The organism is Microbacterium sp. A93, from assembly GCF_051842835.1.
This window is the reverse complement of the sequence record NZ_JBPXMT010000004.1, coordinates 272,438-294,368: the sequence shown is the minus strand read 5'-3', so window position 1 is coordinate 294,368 and position 21,931 is coordinate 272,438. Positions and strand designations below refer to the sequence as shown.

Genomic DNA, 21,931 nt, shown 5'->3' with positions numbered 1-21,931 from the left:
GCCTTGGATTCAAGGGCTCGGGAGGCGGGTTTTCGTTCTTTCAATGACTACGCGGGTGCTGAGGCTCGGCTCAGCGCTTGCCGGCGATCTGACGCGAGACGATGTCGCGCATGATCTCGTTCGTGCCGCCATAGATGCGGTGCACGCGCGCGTCGAGGAAGGCACGGGTGATCGGATACTCGGTGATGTACCCGTAGCCGCCGTGCAGCTGCACGCAGGTGTCGAGGATCTCCCACTCGCGTTCAGTGGTCCAGAACTTGATCTTCGCTGCTTCTTCTCCGGTGAGCTTCTTGTCCTTGTAGGCAAGCAGCGCACGGTCAAGATACGCCCACATGACGTCGACGGTTGTCGCAACATCCGCCAGCTTGAAGCGAGTGTTCTGGAAGTCGATGATCCGCTCACCGAAGGCTTCGCGGTCCTTCGTGTACTCGACGGTCCACTTGAACGCCGCCTGCGAAGCGGATGCCGCAGCGATGCCGATCGAGAGACGCTCAAGCGGCAGGTTCATCATCAGCTGCAGGAAGCCCTGACCTTCCTTACCGCTGATGAGGTTCGCCTCGGGGACGAAGACATCGCTGAACGACAGCTCTGCGGTGTCGTGTCCGTGCGAGCCCATCTTGTTGAGCTTCTTGCCGTGTTCGAAGCCCTCCATGCCGTTCTCGAGGATGAGTAGGCTGAACGCGTCCGGACGGTTACCCTCACCGGTCTTCACGAACGTGACGACGATGTCGGCGGTCTTGCCCGAGGAGATGAAGGTCTTCGCTCCGTTGACGATGTAGCCGCCGTCGGTCTTCTTCGCCGTGGTCTTGATACCGCGCAGGTCGCTACCCGCTCCGGGCTCGCTCATCGCAAGAGCGCCAAGGATTTCTCCGGTAGCCATCCGAGGCAGCCACTTGTCCTTCTGCTCCTGCGTGCCCATGTGCACAAGGTAGGGAACAGCGAGGTCGTCCTGGATGCCGAAGGCACCAGCGAGGGAGCCGGCACCGGCGCCGATGACCTCTTCATTCACAATGGTGCGGAATCGGTAGTCCTGAAGCATGCCGGCGCCGCCGAACTCCTCAGGAACGGAGAGTCCGATGATTCCTGCTTCTCCGGCTGCGAGCATGGTCGCCCGGTCGATTTCGCCGTCAGCATCCCACTTCTCGATGCTCTCGTTGTTGACGTGGCGCTTGACGAAGTCCTTCACCAGGTCGCGGAATGCCTCGTGGTCTTCATCGTAGATATCGCGTTCCATGCCGTCCTCCCGAACGTGTGTGGCGTCATTGCTCCCGCGAGTCTATGCCGGAGAACGGATGCCGAGCCAGAGCCTTGTGAGAATGCATCCCACGTTACGTGAGACTGCGTACCGCGTTTGTGGGAAGCCACAGAAGGAGGGTCAGTGCGCGTAGTCCGGCGCAGCAGGGAGTCCGAAGAACTCTTCCAGCGATCGACATCCGCTGTCGTGATAGGCGGACGCAAGCGCCGGACCGATGTAGCGCATGTGCCAGGGCTCCTGCACATACCCGGTGGTGTCGGTCACGCCCTCTTCGTAGCGGACGATGAAGCCATGCTCCCAGGCATGCTCGGCAACCCATTCCGACTCACGTGTGCCACCAAAGGCGCCGATCTCGCCACAGCCATTGCTGCACGCGACGAGATCCATCGAGAGTCCGGTCTGATGCTCACTGAAGCCAGGGCGTGCAGAAACCCGATCGGCAGCCGTCTGCCCGAGGGAACTCACGTGTCCGGCATGCGTTGCAACCTGCAGACGATACGAACGGTAGCCGTTGTTCATCCCCAGCACGCCCGCGCCCGACTCATGGAGAGCGGCGGCCATCTCGTTGAGAGCGGATGCTGCGTCGCCTCGGAGCTGGTTCGACCGCGTGGTCGTTTCGACTGACGTGCCACTGAGTGGGGCCGGTGCGTAGTCGACCGGATTCAGCGAGAGGGTCTTGTTCACGATGACCCATCGGCGCGCGGGGTCAGTGAGCGAGATGCAGGGAGCGTTGCCGACGACCATTGCGTCGCGGAATGCGGCGCCACCACCGAAAGCCGCAATGGCCGCTTCATCATCACCCGCGCCGAGTGCGTCGACCACCGCGGGCTCAGAGCAGGGATCGGCGGCGGTGACGCCTGCGACATCGATCACCGGGAGTTGAGCGGCCGCGACAGGCATGGGCGGGAGTTCTGCTCCGGCAACCCCCGGGATCTCAGCGATCGCCCACAGCGCACCAAGCGCCGTCACCGCCAGCCCGACGGGCAAGGCGATCCTCAACGCTCGGGGTCGGCGCGACGCATGCCGGGGTTGCAGTGCGTCACTCATGGGTTCCATTGTCCCCTTAAACGCTGATCGAACATAACTTGCATCCTTTCTTGACTTAACATCGAGGATTTGTTCGAATGAGTGTATGCGATGGCAGGGACAAACGATCGACGAAGAGGATGCTTCGGCGCTGCCCGGCATGGAGAATCGCACTGGCATCGTGCGATCAGTGACTACACCGGAGTTCGCCGACATGACCTTCCACGAGGTGCTGGCACGCTCGGCCCTGAACAAGGTTCCCGCCGGTTCGCGGATGCCGTTCAGCTGGACGATCAATCCCTACCGTGGATGCAGTCATGCCTGCGTTTATTGTTTTGCTCGCGGAACGCACGAGTATCTCAACCTCGACGGCGGTGGCGACTTCGATTCGCAGATCGTCGTGAAGACGAACGTCGCCGAGGTGCTGCAGAAAGAGCTGCGCCGTGGCAGTTGGCAGCACGAGCGGGTGGCACTCGGCACGAACACCGATCCCTATCAGCGCGCCGAGGGCCGCTACAAGCTCATGCCCGACATCATCCGCGCGCTCGCGGAATCGGGCACGCCGATGTCAATCCTCACCAAGGGGACGCTGATCCGCCGCGACATTCCGCTGCTCGTTGAGGCTGCGAAGAGTGTGTCGATCGATATCCAGATGTCGATCGCGATGTACGACGACGAGCTGCAGCATTCGATCGAGCCAGGAACCCCGTCGACGCAGGCGCGCCTCGATACCGTGCGGGCACTGACGGATGCCGGCTTCCGTGTCGGTGTCTTCCTCATGCCCGTCCTTCCGCACCTGACCGACTCGATCGAGGCGATCGGTCATGCGCTGAAGCGCATCAAGCAGTCCGGAGCTGACCACGTCATCTACGGCGCACTGCACCTTCGCGCGGGAGTCAAGCCGTGGTTCATGCAGTGGCTGGAGCGCGAGCATCCGGAGCTCATGTCGTCGTACCGCGGCCTTTACCCCGGGGCAGCTTCCGAAGCACCGAAGCCGTACCAGCAATGGCTGGCAAAGCGGACACGCCCGCTCATCCGCATGCACGGACTCGAAGCACGGCATTCCGATGACGTGCATCCGACACGACAGCTGATGCGGCCGACATCCGTAAGCGCACCCGCGACCTCAGCTCCGGCACCGATGCTGTTCTGATGACTCGGTCAGGCCCCCGCAGCCGCGGCGCGTAGGCTCAACAGTTATGGCAATCGGCGCAATGATCCACACGTTCACAGTGCAACTGGCCGATATGGATCGGGGCGCCTACGACGACTTCACACTCCGCGTCGCCCGGCATCCGTCCGAGACCGATGCTTACATGGTCACCCGCCTGCTCGCCTACTGCCTCGAGTACGGCGAGGGGATCGCGTTCAGCGAGGGCCTCTCGTCGACGGAAGAGCCGGCTGTGCTCGCCCGCGACCTCACCGGCAAAATCACCGCATGGATCGAAGTGGGGGCACCCGACGCCGAACGGATGCACTATGGCAGCCGCCTCGCCGAGCGCACCGTCGTCTACACGCACCGTGACCCGACGAAGGTGATCGCCCCGTGGGCGGGCAAGCGTATCCATGACATCGACAAGATCGAAGTCTTCAGTTTCGACCCTGGCTTCATCGACGACGCCGTCCGGGTGATTGAGCGTCGTAACACGGTGACCCTCACCGTCACCGAACGCCAGCTCTACCTCGACCTGAACGGGACGAACCTCAGCTCAGCCCTTCACGTGCAGGGCGCTACTCCCCGCACCTGAGTCGGTCACAACTCCTCACTCAGACGCGAAAGGGCTCCGGAAGTAGCTTCCGGAGCCCTTTCCTCAGGAATCTGAGGAGTTATGAACGCTGTTACGCGGTGATCTCGGCGTTGGTGGGCATACGCCCAGTGATCTCCTCGATCACGTCGTCGCCGAGGCGAGCGGACTCGAACGGTGCGTCGATCTCGGCGCGACCCAGCAGGTCCGTCATCCGACGCTCGCGCTGACGCGTGATGAGCGTAACGACGCGGCCTGCGCGACCTGCGCGCCCGGTACGACCCGAGCGGTGCATGTAGGTCTTGTACTCGTCCGGCGCATCTGCCTGGATCACCAGGTCGATGTCATCGACGTGGATGCCGCGAGCGGCGACGTCGGTGGCCACGAGAACCTGCACGCGACCCGAGCTCATGCGCTCGAGGTTGCGGGTGCGCTTGGCCTGGTTCAGGTCACCGTGCAGCGACACCGCCGAGATACCGGCGTCATCGAACTGCTCAGCGAGCGTCTCGGCGTAGGCCCGAGTGCGAGCGAAGACGAGAGTCTTGCCTGCACGGTCGACCATCGAAGTCAGGATGTCAGCCTTTTCGCGGTGCTCGATCACGAGGACGCGGTGCTCGATCGTGCCGGAGTCCTGGTCTTCACCAGCGACCTCGTATACGGCGGGATCCACGAGGAACTCGTCAACGAGCGCAGCGACCTCGCGGTCAAGCGTCGCCGAGAACAACAGCTTCTGGCTGCCGTCCTTGGTGTGACGGAGGATGCGCTGCACCGGCTCGACAAAGCCAAGCTCGCACATGTGGTCTGCCTCGTCGAGAACAGCGACGATGCAATCCGACAGGTCGAGCTTGCCCTGGTTGATCAAGTCCTCGACGCGACCGGGTGTGCCGATCACGATGTCGACGCCCTTCTTCAACGCGCCGACCTGACGACCCTGAGGGACGCCACCGTAGATCTGCGTGGTGAACAGCCCGACGCTGCGCGCGATCGGCTGGATCGTGCGGTCGAGCTGCAGTGCGAGCTCACGCGTCGGAGCAAGGATGATCGCCCGCGGGGAGCGGCCGAACTCGCGACGCTTGCCGGCCTGCGACTTCAGCACGCGCTCGACCAGTGGTGCGCCGAAGGCGATGGTCTTGCCGGAGCCGGTGCGGCCACGGCCGAGCACATCGCGGCCTTCGAGGATCGACGGGATGGTCGCTGCCTGGATGGCGAACGGTGCGGATGCACCGAGCTCCTTCAGCGCCTCGACAATGTTGGAGCCCAGACCGAGGTCCGCAAACGTGGTGCCATCGACCTCGGGGGCCGCGACAGTCTTCGCCGCGAGACGCTCGTGGACGACGTCCGCGCCCGGAGTGAACTTCGCTCCGCTGGAGCCGGAGCTTGTCGAAGCGTTCCAGTTGTCACGGCCGGGGCGCTGCTCGCTACGGCGCTCACGGTCATTGGTGCGCGGGCGATCGTTGGAGCGCTCACGGTCATTGGTACGCGGGCGATCGTTGGAGCGCTCACGGTCATTGGTACGCGGGCGATCGTTGGAGCGCTCCGCGTTGACCCGGGGGCGCTCGGCACGACGGTCATCGCTGTTAGTGCGGGGGCGGTCGTTGTAGCTAGGACGCTCGGCACCGCGGTCGCTGTTAAAACGCGGACGGTCGTTGCCACGGTCAGCGTTGTAACGGGGACGCTCAGCGCCACGGTCATTGTTGTAGCTCGGACGCCCAGCGGAACGGTCGTTGTTGTAGCTCGGACGCTCAGCGCCACGGTCATTGTTGTAGCTCGGACGCCCAGCGGAACGGTCGTTGTTGAAACGAGGACGGTCGTTACCGCGGTCGTTGTTGTAGCTCGGACGCCCAGCACCACGGTCAGCGTTGTAGCTCGGACGCCCAGCGGAACGGTCGTCGTTGAAACGGGGCCGCTCAGCGCCACGATCATTGTTGTAGCTCGGGCGCCCAGCGGAACGGTCGTTGTTGAAACGAGGGCGGTCATTGCCGCGGTCGTTGTTGTAACTCGGACGCCCAGCGGAACGATCAGCGTTGTAACTCGGACGCCCAGCACCACGATCAGCGTTGTAGCTCGGACGCTCAGCGCCACGGTCGCTGTTGAAACGAGGGCGGTCATTGCCGCGGTCGTTGTTATAACGAGGACGCTCGCCACCACGGTCATTGTTGAACCGGGGACGGTCGTTGCCACGGTCGCTGCCGGTGCGCGGACGCTCGTCGCGTTGCGGTGCATCGCGGCGACCCGAATCGCTACGACCGGCGAAGCCACGAGCATCATCGCGACCGGCACGCTCCTGGTCGGTCCAGCGACGCTTGGGTGCTCCGGTGTCAGCCTCGGCCGGGCGGTAACCGCGGTGGGTCGAGCTCTTGCTACCGGGACTACGGTCGAAACTGCGGCTGGGGCCTCCCGCAGAACGCTTCGGACCAGCGTCCGAGCGTCCGCCGCGGTCGCCCTCGGGGCGGCCAGCGTGGCGGTCGTGGAACGAGGTCTTCTTCTCGCCGTAGCGCGGCTCGAAGTTGCGACCGGTTCGGCCGCCCTGGGGCTTCTTGTTGTTAGGCAAGGGGAAATCCTTCTGGTTCTCTGCACGAGAACAGCACCTACGTACGCGCGCAGGGATAACCCGGACATCCGTCGGCCGGGGGCCATTCATGTGATGGTAATGTGCGTCGATCGACGCTCACCATCGGCCCCTGGACCACAAAAACGCTCGCGCTATCGCGCGGCTGTCCGAAGCCGACTTCACCAGTTTAGCCGACACGCCTGAGAAAGACCCCCGTACGATTGCGAGGTGACTTCTCTCTCCCCCACTGGCACCCAGATCCACCTCCAGCGCGGCGCCGTGACGGCGCAGATCGCCCAGGTCGGAGCATCCCTTCGCGGCCTCACGGTCGGCGGTGTCGACGTCGTCGCGCGCTACCCGGAAAACGTTCCGACCCCGTCCTGCTCGGGTGTCGTGCTCGCGCCGTGGCCGAACCGCGTGCGTGATGGGGTCTGGAATGACGAGGGCACGGTACAGAATCTCGCGATCACCGAGCCGAAGCTCAACAACGCGAGTCACGGGCTGCTGCGTTTCACCGCTTACGACATCACACAATCGGATGCGACAGCCATCCTCCATGCGACGATCCACCCCCAAACCGGGTACCCCTACGAGATCGCGACGACGGTCGCGTACGCCTTGACGGATGCTGGCATCCAGGTCACGCACACGCTGACGAACCGGTCGGACGCCACAGCCCCCGTCGCCATCGGCACGCACCCCTTCGTCACGATCGGCGACGTCGATGCGCATGATCTGGTGCTCACAGTTCCTGCCGCGACGCAGTTCGACACCGACGAGCGGATGCTGCCGACCGGAACCTCGCCTGCACCTGAGTCGCTGCGTGTCGGGGTGCGCCTCGGCGACATCACGCTCGACACCGGCTTCACTGACCTCGCCCGCGACGAAGACGGGAAAGTGCGCCACTCGCTCACCGCCCCGGACGGTCGCGAGGTGACGCTGTGGCAGGGCGAGGGCTTCGACTTCGTGCAGGTGTACACGACGACGAACTATCCGGGTCAGGCTCTCGCGGTCGCGATCGAGCCCATGTCGGCTCCCGCTGACGCGTTGAACAGCGGCCTCGGCATCCGCCGCCTCGCCCCCGGCGAGACCTGCACGCTGACCTGGGGCATCGAGCTCAGCTGATTCGCTCCATCACATGCAGCTGTCCCAGCTCCTGAGTGCAGCGGGTGAGCGCGACGTAGAGTCCGTTCCAGCCACGTGGCTCGGCGGCAATGCCATCGGCATCCACGAGCAACGTGGCATCCCATTCAAGGCCCTTCGAGTCGGTCGCAGACATCACCGTGACACCGGGAAGCGCGGCGCGCAGCGCGGCCAGACGACCGATGGGCGCGATCACGCCGACCGTTCCGCCGGTCCAGCGCTGTGCCAGGTCATCGACAAGGCGCGCGGCTTCCGCGGCGATGTCGCTCTCCGCGACGTCGCGCGACCACGGCTCGATGCCGGAGGAGCGCACCGCACGTGGCGGCTCATTCACGCTTCCTGCGTTGCGGAGCACGGGAGCGGTGAGCTGCATCACCTCAAGCGGCGTGCGATAGCAGATCGTCAGCTTCGTCTCAGTCCAGCGCTCGCCGAATGCGGCGTCAACTGCCTGCGCCCAGGTCACGTGCCGGTGCGGGGCTTCCGCCTGATCGATGTCACCGACCGCAGTGATCGAGCGCGAAGGGCACCGGCGCAGCACCATCTGCCACTGCATCTCTGACAGTTCCTGCGCCTCGTCGATCACGACGTGACCGTAGACCCAGTCGCGCTGCGATGCGGCCCGATCGGCGAGGAACTCGCCCTGCTCACTGTCGGAGAGCGGGTTGCCCAGCAGATCCGACAGCGCGTCGACGAGCGGAATGTCGCTGCTCACCCATCCGCTCGACTCCTGGGTGATCGCCTCGCGCTCCGCCTCGGTGAGGTCCGGTGCCCATTCCTGCAGCAGTTCGTCGTCGCCGAGCAGACGCACGAGCTCGTCCGTGGCATCCAGAATCGGCCACCACTGGGCGAGCAGATCGTCCAGTCCACGGTCGTCCGCGATGCGATCGCGCAGCCGCTCGATGTCTTCCTCTGACAGCACACCGTCGGCCTCGGCGCCGGAGACACCGTCGGCCACGCCGCGGTCATCCGCCCGCCCGAGCTTCGCGTCGAAGGAACCGAGCAGATCTTCCAGACCCTCCTCCATCTGCGCGAGCGTTTCCTCGCTGCGCTCCACGACCGCGTCGGTGAGGAGATCGTGCACGTGCGCACTGAAGGCGGCGCGTGCGGCGTGGTACGAGCGTCCGGATGTAGCGGATGCCAGTGCGTTCGCGATCCGGCGCTCGTCGAGCGCGTACTTCTCGCCCTCCCAGACCAGCTCGAGGGCAGCGGGCCGCGGTGTCAGCGACGCGGCGTAGTCGGTCAGCGCCTTCTGCCAGAGCGCACGGCCCTTGATCTCGGCGACGTGACGCGGTTCGTCACGCTCGACCGCGATCCCGGGCACCAGGGTGTCGCAGGTCGCAGAGACGATAGCCGTTTCGCCGAGAGCCGGCAGCACCTGGGCGATGTAATCCAGGAATCGCATCGACGGGCCGAGCACGAGCACGCCCTGTGCGGCGAGCTGCGCGTGGGTGAAGAGCAGGTAGGCGACGCGGTGCAGCGCCACGACGGTCTTTCCCGTGCCCGGTCCGCCCTGCACGACGATCGGTCCCTGCGGGCTCGCGCGGATCACGTCGTCCTGCTCGACCTGCAGCGTCGCCGCGGCCGAGTTCATGCGTCCGGTGCGGCGTTCGTCGAGTGCGGCGAGCAGTGCCCCTTCGCCGACAAGATCGCTGGCCGCTGAACCGTCGAGCGGCTCGTCGTCGATGCTCAGCACCGTGCGTCCATCAGTGCGGATGTGGCGACGTCGCGCCTGACCCTGAGGGTCGACGGCGGTCGCGGTGTAGAAGGCTCGGGCGGCCGGTGCTCGCCAGTCGATCACGAGGGGCTCATCGTCATCGCCGTCTGCACCGGGGATTCCGACCCGGCCGAGGTGGCGCACGCTCTGGTCGAGCGAGTCGAGCCGGCCGAAGATCAGGCCCTGCTCGGCGTACCGCAGTTCGGAACGCCGCTGCGTCATCATGCGCATCCGCGCGTGGTGAACGGCATCCGTCGCCGGCTTGTCCAGCTCGGCGTCGAGTTCGCTGAGGAGATCATCCCTGCGAGCGAAGGCCTCGTCGAGGATGGACTGTTCCTGAGACACGGTGGTCTCATTCGCGATCGTGTCCTGGTTGGGAAGGGTGGTGACATCGTTCAAAGACACTGACGCTCTTTCTGGGCACTGGGTTGAAATCAGCGCACTGGTCGCTTAACGTCACCGGCTCGTGGAATATTCCGTGAGCCGGTGATGTATTTTTGCTGGGCGTCAGTCGACGGGGTTCGCCGCCGACAACCCCTGCTGCTCGCGCATCTCGCGACGTGTGAGCACGCGACCGGCATCCTCAGGCGAATCCGGCGTGGGCTCGTCGTTCGAGTCGGCAGCCGACGCATCCGGCCCGGCCTTACGCGCCCGGCGGCGTTCCTTCGCACCCTCGACGAGGTTGTACAAAGTCGGCAACACGATCAGCGTCATCACGGTCGATGAGACCAGACCGCCGATCACGACGATCGCCAACGGCTGCGAGATGAACCCGCCGTGACCGGTGATCCCCAACGCCATCGGCGTGAGGGCGAAGATCGTCGCGAGCGCCGTCATCAGGATCGGGCGCAGACGCTTCTCGCCACCGGCCATGACCGCGTCATGCGCGGCCAGGCCCTTCTCCCGATACTGGTTGACGAGGTCGACGAGCACGATCGCATTCGTGACCACGATGCCGATCAGCATCAGCACACCGATGAGGGATGCGACGCCCAGCGGCACGCCCGTGACGATCTGCAGCAGGATCGCACCGGTTGCCGCGAACGGCACCGAGATGAGCAGCAGTAGCGGCTGACGCAGCGACTTGAAGGTCGCCACCATCACGACGTAGACGATCAGGATCGCGGCGAGCATCGCGAGTCCAAGCTGCGAGAACGAGTCTGCCTGCTGGGATGCAACACCGCCGACCTCGGCGCTGACGCCGTCGGGCAGATCCACGGCCTCAAGCGCTGCGGCAACCGAGGCAGTCGCCACCGCGAGGTTGTCTGATGCCGGCGGCACGGTGACCGTCGAGGTACGACGACCCTGTTCAGTGGTGATGGAGGTCGGTCCCTCGCGCTGTTCCACGGCGGCGATGTCCTGCAGCTGCACGATTCCGAGCGCGCTCGGAATCGTCAGCGTGCGCAGGGCCTCGACTGTGGTCGGCGGCTCGGTCGCTGCGAGGTATACGGTCAGCGCGGTATCGTTCAGCTCGACAGAGCCGATCTGCTGCGGACGCATGGTGCTCGACACGATCTGCCCGACGGCGACCTCGGACAGTCCGACGTCTGCCGCCGCCTGGCGGTCAACGACGACAGCGATGTACGGCAGCGAAGCGGCGAGGTTATCGGTTACCTGACCGATGCCGTCGCGTCCCTCAAGTTCAGCGGTCACCGCTTCGGTGGCTGCGGTGAGCGCCTCACTGTTCGGCGCTGTAATGTTCACCGCGATATCGCTGGATCCGAAGCCGGCAGCAGCGTTGACGCTGATCTCGCCGACGCCGTCGAGTCCGTCGACAGCATCCAGCACGTCAGCCCTGAGCTGCTCCTGATCGACATCCGCCGACGTCATGATCGAGTAGGTCACCCCGGCACCGCCGGAGAAGGCATCCATGAGGGACGATCCACTCGAGCCGATCGACACCTGCACGTTCTCGATTCCGTCGAGGCCCGACAGGGCATCCTCGACGATTGCTGCCGCGGCATCCTTCGTCTCGAGGCTCGCGGTCGGACCGAGATCCTGTGTGACCGTCATCGTGTTCTGACCGGTGTCGCTGAGGAAGTTGATCTTCATCAGCGGAGCCGCGGCGAGCGTACCGCCCAGCACGACGACGGCGAGAATCACGGTGAGGCCGGAGTGCTTAAGAGTCCAGCTCAGGATCGGTCGATACGCCTTCTGCAGTTTGGTCGGCGGAGCATCCGGATGCTCCGGATCGATGACCTTGCCACTGTCGTCGAGCAGTTCCTTGCCCGGCTTGAGGAACCAGTACGCCAGGACCGGCACGATGGTCAGCGACACCAGAAGCGACGCGGCCATGGCGATCGCCACGGTCATCGCGAATGGTCGGAACAGCTCACCGACCATGTCGCCGACGAACACGATGGGCAGGAACACCGCGACGGTCGTGATGGTGGATGCGGTGATGGCCGAAGCCACCTCGCGCACGCCCAGCCGGATCGCATCGCCCTTGTTCGCATCGCCGACGTAGTGCCGCTTGATGTTCTCGATGACGACGATGGAGTCATCGACCACACGACCGATCGCAATGGTCAGCGCGCCAAGGGTGAGGATATTCAGCGAGTATCCGAACGCCTGCAGACCAACGAAGGTGATGAGCACGCTCGTCGGGATCGAGATCGCGGTGACAAGCGTCGAACGGATCGACATCAGGAACACCAAGATGACGATCACCGCAAACACGAGCCCGAGCAGACCCTCGGTGGCCAACGTCTCGATCGACTGCACGATGAACGGAGCCTGATCGAACACGACGGTGAACTCGGCATCCGGGAATGCCTTCTTCAGTTCGTCGATCGCGGCGATCACACCGTTGGACACCTCGACGGTGTTTGCCGCAGGCAGCTTGGTGATCGAGATCGACAGCGCGTCCTCGCCGTTCACGCGTGAGATCGACGAGGTCGGCTCTGATGCCAGCTCAACCGTCGCGACATCGGCGATCGTGGCCTGCGCACCGACGAGCGGGAGGGCGGCGATCTCCTCGACGGAGGTGATCTTCGCGCCTGTTTGGACGGTCAGTGTCTGACCGTCCTCGGTGATGTTGCCGCCGGGGAACAGCGTGCCGTTCTGCTGCAGCGCCGAGCTGATCGCCTGTGTCGTGAGACCCGCTTCGGCGAGCTTCGCATTGTCAGGCGTGATGGTGATCCGCTGCCCGATGCCTCCGACGATCTGGGCGGCATTGACACCGTCGACGTCTTCGAGCGCAGGGATCGCTACGTTCTCGAGGTCTGATTGAGCTGTCTCGGCGTCATCGAAACCGGTCACGGCGATCTGAACCACCGGGAAGTCATCGATCGACACCGACAGCACCTGCGGCTCGACACCGTCCGGCAGCTGTGCGGAGATGCGGTTGATCGCCTGCTGCATTTTCTGCTCGGCGGTCGCGAGGTTCTCACCATAGGTGAACGTCGCCTGGATGATCGAGGCATTCGTCGTACTGGTCGCACTCGTTGCCTCGAGCCCCGGTACACCCTGAATCGCCGTCTCGATCGGCGTTGAGACATCGTTTTCAACGACCTCAGGCGAGGCGCCGGGGTAGGTCGTCATGACGATGAGCGCCGGCAGCTCAAGCGAGGGGATGAGCTCCTGCTTGAGGTTCGTCATCGCGAGTCCACCGAACACGGCAGCGACGATCGTGATGAGGGCGATCAGTGCGCGGTTGCGCAGACTGAGAACGGCGAGTTTATACACGGGGTTTCTCTCGATCAGTACGGACGGATGCGTCGTGCGAGACGGATGCTTCGGCAGGCGTGACCGCAGGGATACCGAGCAGACCGGTGAGGGCCGACTCGATGAGCTCCTGCGGGAGTGGGGCGTCGTTCAGCAGCGCGTGCCACATGACGCCGTCGATGAAGATGGCGACGGCGGTCGCCCGCTCCTCACCATGGACGGGAGCGAGGAAGGAGACGAGCTGGGCTGACCAGCGCCGGGCGAGCCCATGCAGCTGCGGATCATGGATGGCCGCAGTCGCGACCGCGCGATCGAGACGCACAGTATGCGCATCGATGAGTCCGCGGTGCAGGATCTCGGCGAGGACCCGCGCCGAGGCGCCATCGCGCTCGACCGTGCGGCGAATCATCTCGATCCGAGCATCCACCTCGACAGACAAGTGACGCACGGCGGCGTCGCGCAGGTCATCGAGCGTGTCGAAGTACTGAGTCGTCGCTCCGAGCGGTACGCCGGCTCTGGCCGCGACCTTGCGATGCGTGATGGCGTCGCCGCCGATCTCGACAATGAGCTCAGCGGCCGCCTCGATGATCGCGAGCCGCCTGCCCTCGGGGTCACGCTTGCGGCGCAGTGTCACCGTCATGACCCTCCCCGGTCGCAGACATCAGTACATGTACATATGTACATCTTCAATATCCAGGCTACCTGGGAGACGACCACTCGCGCACAGTCACATCAGAGCACGGTCACATCAGAGCACGGTCACATCAGGGCGCCGAGCGCGAGGCCTGCGAGCGCCGCGAGCACGGATGCCCCGAACGTTCCGAACAGATGAAAGACGGATGCCGGCCGTTCGCCGTCCTTCCACAGCGCAAGCGTGTCGAGCATGGCCGTACTGAAGGTGGTGTAACCACCGAGGAACCCCGCGCCGATGACGAAGGCCGCCTCGGGGATGGATGCGGTGACCAGCCCCAGCGCGAACGATCCGGTGATGTTCACGATGACGATCCCCCAGGGGAATCGCCCCGCGGTCAGGCGCATCACGGCGATGTCGACGAGGTAGCGCGCGCCGGCGCCGAGGCCGCCAGCGACGGATGCCAGAACGAAGAGGAGCGGAGTCACTGTGCGCGCCTCCTGCCCAGTCGCATCCCCAGCACAACAGCCGCGATGCCGAGCACCAGCGTGAGGAGCGCGTACAGCACGGCGAGCAGCGGTGCACTCGCCAACGCTTGGATCGAGCCGACCGCGAAGGCGCTGTAGGTGGTGAACCCGCCGAGGATGCCCGTAGCGAGGAACACCCGTCGCTCTGACGAGCGCGGAAGTCGCGCGGCGAGCACCCCGATAAGCAAGGCACCGAGCACGTTCGCCGCGAGAGTCGCGAGGGGCAGTCCGGCAGCATCCGGAATCATGAGCCCGAGCGCAAGACGCGCTGCCGTGCCGAGCATTCCACCGAGCACGACGAGGAGCAGTCGGCGGAGGGTCACGAGGTCACTCTAATCCTCACAGCCCTCCACACCCCGCTACAGATTCGCCTCTGCGTAGATGCGCAGCGCGTCGCGCACGAACTCGGCACCCTGCGAGCCACCCGCGCTCGTGGCGTAATTGGCCCCGAACCTCGGGTCCGCGACATACATCTCACCGAGGCCGATGATGTATTCCTTGGAGGCTCCCGGTGTACCAGGCACACTCACGAGCCATTCCACGTGACGCTTCGCGAGGGCCTGAGCCTGATCGGATGCCGCATCCGCGCCGTTCTCGGCGGCCGCGATCCAGTCGCGGCCCAGGTCGGCGACGAGCTGCTGCCACTCGGCACGCTCGGCATCCGTTCTCCCGCGCCACCAACGGTCACTGTCGGAGTAGGCCTTCTTGCCCCATCTCTGCTCGACCTCATCCTTGTACTGGGTGTGGTCGAAACCGTCGAACATGTTCTCTGCCATGAGAGATTCACCTGCTTTCAATGCGTTTACAGTCGATTCGACCGACGCGATCTGTCGCGCCAGTCGGTCTTGCTCCGCGCGTAAGTACGCGAGGTGGCGACGAAGAGCGGATGCCTCACTGGTGGCCCCCGCGTCGCTCGAAGAGAGCACCTCCGCGATCTGCGGCAGCCCGAGTCCGAGCTCGCGCAGCAGCAGAATCCGCTGCAAGCGCACGAGCGCTGCCTGGTCGTAGTGCCGGTAGCCGTTGTGTGCCACCCGCGTCGGCTTCAGCAGCCCGATGTCGCCGTAGTGCCGCAGCGTCCGGCTGGTCGTGCCGGCCAGCCGCGCGATCTCCTGGATCGACCAGTCCTGCCTGTCCATAGCATCCGCCCTTCCGTCGTTGCCATTCCTCCACGTTAGAAGTTGACGCAGCGTCAATGTCAAGGCTTCCCCCAGAGTTTTTTGACGAACTCGAGATATATCGTGTTACTCTCTTCACACGCGATATAGCTTGATATCGCCGCAACCCAGGAGAGTGAACATGACCGAGAAGTGGCTCATCGCCCCCGGCGAGGAACGCGTCATCGACATCGCGCAGGCGACCCGACTCAAGATCGGACTGGTCGGCGGACAGGTTGACGTCATCGCCCACGACGAACCAGGCATCCGCATCGAGGTCCACGGCGTCACGATCAAAGACCTCCGCATCGAATCCGACGGCACGCAGATCGAGATCGACCACCCACAGCTGGGTTGGGACAACTTCCTCGACGTGTTCCGCAACTTCGGCTCGGGCGGCCCGCGTGCGGAGGTCAGCGTCGCAGTCCCCCGTAACATCGCGCTCAACCTCGGCGTAGTCAGCGCTGGCGCCCTGGTCTCTGGCCTCACAAATGACGCGCGGCTGAACACAGTCTCCGGCGACCTCATCGTCGACACACACACGGGCGACCTCACGTTGAACTCGATTTCGGGCGATGTGCAGGTGCACGGACTCACCGGTGCCGTGAATGCGAACAGCGTCTCCGGCGACGTCGCCATCACCGGCTCAGTGCGCAAGACGACGATCGACACGGTCTCGGGCGCCATCTGGGTGGATGCCACCGGCGCCGTCAACACCGTCAGCCTGAACACGGTTGCCGGAAGCAGCACGATCCGCCTCGAAGAGACGCTCCCCGCCAACTACGTGGTGCGCTCGATGAGCGGCGGCGTGATGATCGACGGTATCGACCGCGGGAATACCGGGCCGACCAACTACACCGGATCGACCGGCGAGCTTGCGGGTAACTTCGTCGACATCCGCACGAACTCGGTCTCCGGCGACATCACCGTCCTGCGCCAGCCCATGATCACTGTGGCCGACGATGAGGAGTGGGACTCATGAGCCCCGCCGTCTTCTCGCACGGCGACCTGCGCCTGTACCTGCTGTCGCTGCTGGCCGAGTCGCCACAACACGGTTACGGCATCATCCAGGCGCTGACCGATCGCACCGGCGGCACGTACACGCCGAGCGCCGGCACCATCTATCCGCGGCTCGCAAAGCTCGAGGAAGAGGGCCTGGTCACCAAGACCATCGACGGCCGCACCACGATTTATGCCATCACGGATGCTGGGCGGGCAGAGCTCGCCGGGCGTGAGGGCGATCTTGCCGGAATCGAATCTGGTCTCACCGATTCAGTGCGACTGATCGCCAATGAGGTGCGTCAGAGCGTTCAGGATGCCATGAAGAGCCTTCGCGCCGACCTCGCCTCTGCGGCGCATGATGAGCGGGCTGCCGCGAAGAGTCGGCCGTCGACGTCCTCCCCGATGTCCGATGAGCGTGTCACCAGCCGCGAGGAGTTGCATCGCGCTGACGCGGCAATCAACGCCTTTCGCGCGCGAACTCGCACCGATCTGCGCACGCACGTCGCCCGTGGTGGAACCCTGGCCTCGACGGTCGTCACCGATCTGGAGAATGCCTTGGATGCGGCGGCTCGCCGCGTCGTGCAAGCGCTCGGCTCATCCGGTCACTGAGCGCTACTCGGTCCAGATTTCCGGCTGGTCGTCTGGTACCGACTCCTCCAATGGCACGACCAGCACCGAGCGGTGCTGGCGGTGAGCGAGACGCGCGGCAACTGATCCGGTGAAGAACTCGCGGATCGATTCGCCGATGCCACGCTTACGTGTTCCGATGACGATGAGCTGCGCATCGAGCTTGTCTGCGAGTTGCTTGATCGCCAGGGCGGGGTCACCGACAAGTTGACGTGCCGTCCAGGTCAGCCCGGTGTTGCCAAGGGCTACATCAGCTTCAGCCTGGACTTCTTGGAACTCGGCGACGCCGGCTTCGAGATTCAGATCGATCGGTGCAGAGTGCACGTAGCCGTCCGGATCTTCGTAAGTGACAAAGCGCGTGACATCCACGTGCACAACCACGAGCGGGGCGCTCAGCAACTTCGCATAGCGCGCTGCTTCCTGCAGGACGTGCGTGGCCTGACCGGGCTGCATGCCGACGATGACTGCTCTTTGCAGTGCGGCATTCTGGGCCACTTCGTCGGACGTGGAGGAGGCTGCGTCTGCCATGAGAATCGTTCCCTTCACCTGCCGGCGAAGGCCAGAGGACCTGACCCTCGTGCTATTCTTAATGTTACTCTTACCGGCCTTCGCCGGTGTCGTGAACTGCATCGGGCACTCTAAACGCCCGCATCCTAACTCGTAAGGGGGTCTCGCGCATGGGCCGTGGCCGTCAAAAGGCGAAACACACTAAAATCGCCCGAGAACTCAAGGCGTACAGTCCGTCCTTGAACACCTCAGCGCTGGAGCGTGAGCTTGCGCATCCCTCCGACGACGAGAACGCCTACGTCGACAAATGGGCTGACGAGTACGCAGAGGAAGACGAAGACAAGCTCGAGAAGGCCTGACCTTTTTTCGCGCTCGGCCCCGCAACTTCGGTAGCGGGGCCTTCGTCGTGCGCTGCTACCAGCGCCCGTGGCGCAGCTCCCACTCTTCCTCGACCGTACGACGTCGACCCGCGATGAACCCGAACGGGATCGAGGCGATGAGCACGCCGCCGATGACCAGCAACGGAATCGTCCAGGTCTCAGTGACCTCGTGCAGCACGCCGATCAACAGAGGGAAACCTGCGGCGATGATGTAGCCGACGCTCTGCACGAAGCTGCTCAGTGCCACCGCGCTCTCCGGCGTGCGCGAGCGGATGCTGATGAGGACGAGCGCCAGCGGAAACATCACGCCGACAATGCCGAAGAGCGTGACCCACAGCCATACTGTGATCGGGTTCGCCCAGAACAGAAGCCCGGCAACGCCGAGTAGCCCGCACACCGAAGCAACCGCGTACGCCTGACGAGTGGCTTGGAAGCGCACCACCAGCACAGGCACGAGCAACGATGCGGGTAGCCCCATGAGAGCGAACACCGACAGCAGCAGACCCGCGGTACTCGCCGAGACACCCGCGACGTCGGAGAGAATCGTCGGCAACCATGCGAACGATACATAGGCGATGATCGACGAGGTGCTGAAGACGACGGCGATCGCCCAGGCAAGAGGCAGCCGGATTAGGCGAGAGAATGCCCCCGAATTCGCGGGTGCCACGGCGATCGGTCCTGTCGACAGTTCCGCCGGATCGGATGCTGCGACCGAGGCAGTCTCTGGTACGCGTAGCGGAGCGTTCGCAGCGGGCTGCGCCACCGCGCGCCCGGTCACGAGCATGGCGATCCATGGCAGGACACCGGCGATCGCGAACACGCCCCACAGCCCCAACGACACGCGCCAGCCCGCAGCATCCGCCACCGGAACCGCGACAAGCGGCGGCAGGAACGTCGAGAACGCCATCGCCGTCGTGTACAGCGTCAGCATCGTGCCGATGCGATCAGGGAAGTACTTTTTTACCAGCGGCGGCACAAGGATGTTGCCCATGCCGACGCCAGCGAAGATCAGGGCGGTGGTGAGCAGAAGCGACACCGAGTCGATCGAGAACCCGCGCAGCACCAGGCCCGCGGCGATCGCGGAGAGCGCGATGATCGTGACCCGCTCCAGGCCCAGCCGGCGCACAAGCAACGGCGTGCAGAGCCCGAAGATAGCAAAGCACACCGGTGGCGCCGTGCCGATCAGACCGACAACCGCCGCGGGCAGTGGGAAGTCAGCCGCGATGTAGTCGATCACCGGCGACAGCGACGCTACCGCTGATCGCAGCGAGAACGCACACAGCAGGATGCCGAGAACGGCAAGAACACGCCCTCGCCATAGCGGACGCGCAGTGGTCACAGCGGACGCGTATTCGTCACGAAGTCTGGGAGCTCTCCACCCAGGCGAGGTACTCCTCAGTGATTGTTCCCGTGACATAGCGACCGTCGAAGCAGCTCATGTCGAGGTCTGTGACGTCAGAGCCCTCGATGATCGCGGCCTTCAGATCTTCGACCTCTTGGTAGACGAGATGATCGGCGCCGAGCACTTCGGCGATCTCCGGGATCGTACGGCCGTAGGCGATCAGCTCGTGCTTGGACGGCATGTTGATGCCATACACATGCGGGTGCCTCACCGGTGGGGCAGCTGAGGCGAACGTGACCGAGAGGGCACCGGCATCCCGAGCCATCTGAATGATCTCTTTGCTCGTCGTTCCGCGCACGATCGAGTCGTCGATCAGCAGCACATTCTTGCCGCGGAACTCCGTCGACATCGCGTTGAGCTTCTGTCGCACACTCTTCTTGCGCACCGCCTGGCCCGGCATGATGAACGTGCGGCCGACGTAGCGATTCTTGTAGAAACCTTCGCGGTACTCGATGCCGAGCTTGCGGGCGACTTCCATCGCCGAGGGCCGTGCAGAGTCTGGAATCGGCATGACGACGTCGATCTTGTCCATCGGCACGTGCTTGGCGATCGTGTCGGCGAGACGGTCACCCATCCGCAGACGCGACTCATACACGGCGATGCCGTTCATCGTCGAGTCTGGACGAGCGAGGTACACGTACTCAAAGGCACAGGGAGTGAGTATGGGGTTCTGGGCGCACTGCCGGCTGAACAGCTCACCCTGATCGTTGATGAAGATGGCCTCGCCCGGTGCGACCTCGCGGACAACCTCGTAGTCACCGTTCTCCAGCACAAGCGATTCGCTGGCGACGACCCATTCGTCGTGCTCTACGCCGTCGCGGCGTCCCAGAATCAGTGGGCGGATACCGAAGGGATCGCGGAACGCGAGCAGACCATAACCGGCGATCACGGCGATCACGGCGTAGGCGCCTTCGATGCGCTGGTGCGTGCGACTGACCGCTTCGAAGATGCGCTCGGGGTCGAGGTCGACGTCCGAAGTCGTGGCCTGCAGTTCACCGGCGAGAACGTTCAGCAGCAGTTCGGTATCGCTGGACGAGTTCAGGTGGCGCCGATCACGCTTGGCCATGGTCGCGGTGAGCTCACGAGTGTTGGTGAGATTGCCGTTGTGGATGAGGATGATGCCATACGGCGAGTTCACGTAGAACGGCTGGGCTTCCTCTTCGCTCGAGGCCGTGCCCTTGGTGGCGTAGCGCACGTGGCCGAGGCCGACGTTGCCGAGGAGCGTGCGCATGTCGCGGGTGCGGAAGGCCTCGCGCACCATGCCTTCGGCCTTCGTGATGTGCATGACACCATTGGGCTCCGCTGTGGCCATACCCGTGGCATCCTGCCCGCGGTGCTGCAGAAGCAGGAGCGCGTCGTAGATATCCTGGTTGACCGGTCCGCCTGCGACCACTCCGACGATTCCACACATGGGGTGTTACTTCGCTCCATCCGCGTATGCGCCAACCAGACGCACCGCACCGCCATCGACGCCCTTGGCGCCCTCTTCGAATTCTCCGGCCGGGCGTGCACCGGTTCCGACTGTGGCGACCTGCCAGGCATGGATGCCCTCTGCGGCGAGCGCGGTGATGGCAGCATCCTTCTGGCCGGCGTCGATCACGGCAAGGAAGCCGATGCCAAGGTTCCAGGTGCCTTCGGCGGACTCCAAGGTGGATCCGGCGATGTCGCTGAGCACGCGGAAGATCGGGCTCGGCGACCACGTGGAGCGGTCGACCTCTGCCCAGCTGCCCTGTGGCAGCACGCGTGCGAGGTTCGCGCCGATACCGCCACCGGTGACATGGCTGAGCGAGTGCACTGCACCGTCGGCGAGTGTGTCGAGCAGACGCAGCAACGGAAGTGTGTAGAGGCGTGTCGGCTCGAGGAGCGTCTCACCCCAGGTTGCACCGAAGTCGGCGGCGGTGTCGCCGTAGCCGATGCCTGCACCGGTGATGATGTGACGCACAAGCGAATAGCCGTTCGAGTGCAGTCCGCTGGATGCCAGTGCCAGCACGACATCGCCGCTTTGCACTTTCTCGGCTCCGAGTACGGCATCAGCCTCGACGATGCCGGTGGCAGCGCCTGCGACGTCGTAATCGTTCACACCCAACAGGCCCGGGTGCTCTGCCGTTTCGCCGCCGACGAGTGCCGTGCCGGTCGCGGTGCAGGCATCCGCGATGCCACGCACGATGTCGGCGATGCGCTCGGGAACGACCTTGCCGCAGGCGATGTAGTCGGTCATGAACAGCGGCTTGGCACCGACCACGACGATGTCATCGACGACCATGCCGACCAGGTCTTGCCCGATCGTGTCGTGCTTGTCGATGGCCTGCGCGATCGCGACCTTCGTGCCGACGCCGTCGGTGCTGGTCGCCAGCAGCGGCTTGGTGTACCCAAGCAGGGCGCTGGCGTCGAAGAGACCGGCGAAGCCGCCGAACCCCCCGAGCACTTCGGGTCCGTGCGTTGCGCGCACAGAAGATTTCATCAGCGCGACCGCACGATCACCTGCTGCGGTGTCGACGCCGGCTTCGGAATAGGGGTTAGTGGGGGAGGCAGCCACGTGACAAGACTACCGCCGCCGGAGCGGTCGAGAATCCGCGTCCGTCCCACCCGATGGGCCGAGGG

At 64.5% G+C, this 21,931-nt stretch carries 19 protein-coding genes; 6 read left to right on the top strand and 13 right to left on the bottom strand.

The genetic code is table 11. From position 1 onward, the window contains the following. Nucleotides 1-70 precede the first annotated feature (70 nt). Entirely contained in the window at nt 71-1,234 is a 1,164-nt protein-coding gene (locus ACSU1G_RS12425) for an acyl-CoA dehydrogenase family protein (protein ID WP_439280265.1), read from the bottom strand. Nucleotides 1,235-1,375: 141 nt separating this feature from the next. Then, complete coding sequence (locus tag ACSU1G_RS12420; protein ID WP_439280264.1) at nt 1,376-2,302, bottom strand: M15 family metallopeptidase; 927 nt, start codon at nt 2,300-2,302, stop codon at nt 1,376-1,378. Between the two features lie 85 nt (nt 2,303-2,387). Between ACSU1G_RS12420 and ACSU1G_RS12415 the strand changes: the two genes are divergently transcribed. Together ACSU1G_RS12415 and ACSU1G_RS12410 are read left to right on the top strand one after the other, a co-directional pair. Next, the gene (locus tag ACSU1G_RS12415) at nt 2,388-3,434 is read left to right on the top strand and encodes an Rv2578c family radical SAM protein (RefSeq protein WP_439280263.1); all 1,047 of its coding nucleotides are present in this window, start codon (nt 2,388-2,390) and stop codon (nt 3,432-3,434) included. A 46-nt stretch (nt 3,435-3,480) separates the two neighbouring features. Beyond that, the gene (locus ACSU1G_RS12410; protein WP_439280262.1) at nt 3,481-4,029 is read left to right on the top strand and encodes a YaeQ family protein; all 549 of its coding nucleotides are present in this window, start codon (nt 3,481-3,483) and stop codon (nt 4,027-4,029) included. A 91-nt stretch (nt 4,030-4,120) separates the two neighbouring features. On the opposite strand, the gene ACSU1G_RS12405 is transcribed toward ACSU1G_RS12410, so the two are convergent. Continuing rightward, nucleotides 4,121-6,577 (bottom strand): DEAD/DEAH box helicase, encoded by a 2,457-nt coding sequence (locus ACSU1G_RS12405; protein WP_439280261.1) that lies wholly within the window; start codon nt 6,575-6,577, stop codon nt 4,121-4,123. 228 nt (nt 6,578-6,805) lie between these two features. Between ACSU1G_RS12405 and ACSU1G_RS12400 the strand changes: the two genes are divergently transcribed. Then, on the top strand, nt 6,806-7,702 hold the full coding sequence (locus ACSU1G_RS12400; RefSeq protein WP_439280260.1) for an aldose 1-epimerase family protein: 897 nt from the start codon (nt 6,806-6,808) through the stop codon (nt 7,700-7,702). On the opposite strand, the gene ACSU1G_RS12395 is transcribed toward ACSU1G_RS12400, so the two are convergent. The 6 genes from ACSU1G_RS12395 to ACSU1G_RS12370 form a co-directional block, all read right to left on the bottom strand. After that, entirely contained in the window at nt 7,695-9,839 is a 2,145-nt protein-coding gene (locus tag ACSU1G_RS12395) for a HelD family protein (protein ID WP_439280259.1), read from the bottom strand. The genes ACSU1G_RS12400 and ACSU1G_RS12395 overlap by 8 nt on opposite strands. Nucleotides 9,840-9,941: 102 nt before the next feature. Further along, nucleotides 9,942-13,121: an efflux RND transporter permease subunit gene (locus tag ACSU1G_RS12390; protein WP_439280258.1), complete on the bottom strand. Its 3,180-nt coding sequence runs from the start codon at nt 13,119-13,121 to the stop codon at nt 9,942-9,944. Continuing rightward, nucleotides 13,114-13,740, bottom strand: coding sequence for a TetR/AcrR family transcriptional regulator (locus ACSU1G_RS12385; protein WP_439280257.1), 627 nt, complete (start codon nt 13,738-13,740; stop codon nt 13,114-13,116). The genes ACSU1G_RS12390 and ACSU1G_RS12385 overlap by 8 nt, the downstream gene beginning before the upstream one ends. Before the next feature lie 119 nt (nt 13,741-13,859). After that, the gene (locus ACSU1G_RS12380) at nt 13,860-14,219 is read right to left on the bottom strand and encodes a fluoride efflux transporter FluC (protein WP_439280256.1); all 360 of its coding nucleotides are present in this window, start codon (nt 14,217-14,219) and stop codon (nt 13,860-13,862) included. Then, nucleotides 14,216-14,581, bottom strand: a complete 366-nt coding sequence (locus ACSU1G_RS12375) for a fluoride efflux transporter FluC (protein ID WP_439280255.1) — start codon at nt 14,579-14,581, stop codon at nt 14,216-14,218. Before ACSU1G_RS12375 ends, ACSU1G_RS12380 begins: the two co-directional genes overlap by 4 nt. Before the next feature lie 36 nt (nt 14,582-14,617). Next, entirely contained in the window at nt 14,618-15,394 is a 777-nt protein-coding gene (locus tag ACSU1G_RS12370) for a MerR family transcriptional regulator (RefSeq protein WP_439280254.1), read from the bottom strand. 160 nt (nt 15,395-15,554) lie between these two features. Between ACSU1G_RS12370 and ACSU1G_RS12365 the strand changes: the two genes are divergently transcribed. Both ACSU1G_RS12365 and ACSU1G_RS12360 read left to right on the top strand, forming a co-directional pair. Further along, entirely contained in the window at nt 15,555-16,394 is an 840-nt protein-coding gene (locus tag ACSU1G_RS12365; protein WP_439280253.1) for a DUF4097 family beta strand repeat-containing protein, read from the top strand. Continuing rightward, nucleotides 16,391-17,023 carry a PadR family transcriptional regulator gene (locus ACSU1G_RS12360; RefSeq protein WP_439280252.1) on the top strand — a complete coding sequence of 211 codons (633 nt, stop codon included), beginning with the start codon at nt 16,391-16,393 and terminating at the stop codon, nt 17,021-17,023. Before ACSU1G_RS12365 ends, ACSU1G_RS12360 begins: the two co-directional genes overlap by 4 nt. A gap of 3 nt (nt 17,024-17,026) precedes the next feature. Here the strand turns inward: ACSU1G_RS12360 and ACSU1G_RS12355 are convergent, their stop codons facing one another. Further along, nucleotides 17,027-17,569 carry a universal stress protein gene (locus ACSU1G_RS12355; RefSeq protein WP_439280251.1) on the bottom strand — a complete coding sequence of 181 codons (543 nt, stop codon included), beginning with the start codon at nt 17,567-17,569 and terminating at the stop codon, nt 17,027-17,029. Between the two features lie 149 nt (nt 17,570-17,718). Here ACSU1G_RS12355 and ACSU1G_RS12350 point away from each other — a divergent pair, with 149 nt between their 5' ends. Beyond that, on the top strand, nt 17,719-17,907 hold the full coding sequence (locus tag ACSU1G_RS12350) for a DUF3073 domain-containing protein (protein WP_439280250.1): 189 nt from the start codon (nt 17,719-17,721) through the stop codon (nt 17,905-17,907). 55 nt (nt 17,908-17,962) lie between these two features. Here the strand turns inward: ACSU1G_RS12350 and ACSU1G_RS12345 are convergent, their stop codons facing one another. From ACSU1G_RS12345 to purM, 3 genes are read right to left on the bottom strand one after another with little or no spacing between them, the layout of a single operon-like run. Beyond that, nucleotides 17,963-19,267, bottom strand: a complete 1,305-nt coding sequence (locus ACSU1G_RS12345) for an MFS transporter (RefSeq protein ID WP_439280249.1) — start codon at nt 19,265-19,267, stop codon at nt 17,963-17,965. Nucleotides 19,268-19,283: 16 nt separating this feature from the next. Further along, the gene (purF, locus tag ACSU1G_RS12340; RefSeq protein WP_439280248.1) at nt 19,284-20,741 is read right to left on the bottom strand and encodes an amidophosphoribosyltransferase; all 1,458 of its coding nucleotides are present in this window, start codon (nt 20,739-20,741) and stop codon (nt 19,284-19,286) included. Nucleotides 20,742-20,747: 6 nt separating this feature from the next. Continuing rightward, a complete protein-coding gene (gene purM / locus ACSU1G_RS12335) occupies nt 20,748-21,866 on the bottom strand; it encodes a phosphoribosylformylglycinamidine cyclo-ligase (RefSeq protein ID WP_439280247.1) in 1,119 nt (372 codons plus the stop codon). Nucleotides 21,867-21,931: the final 65 nt, after the last annotated feature.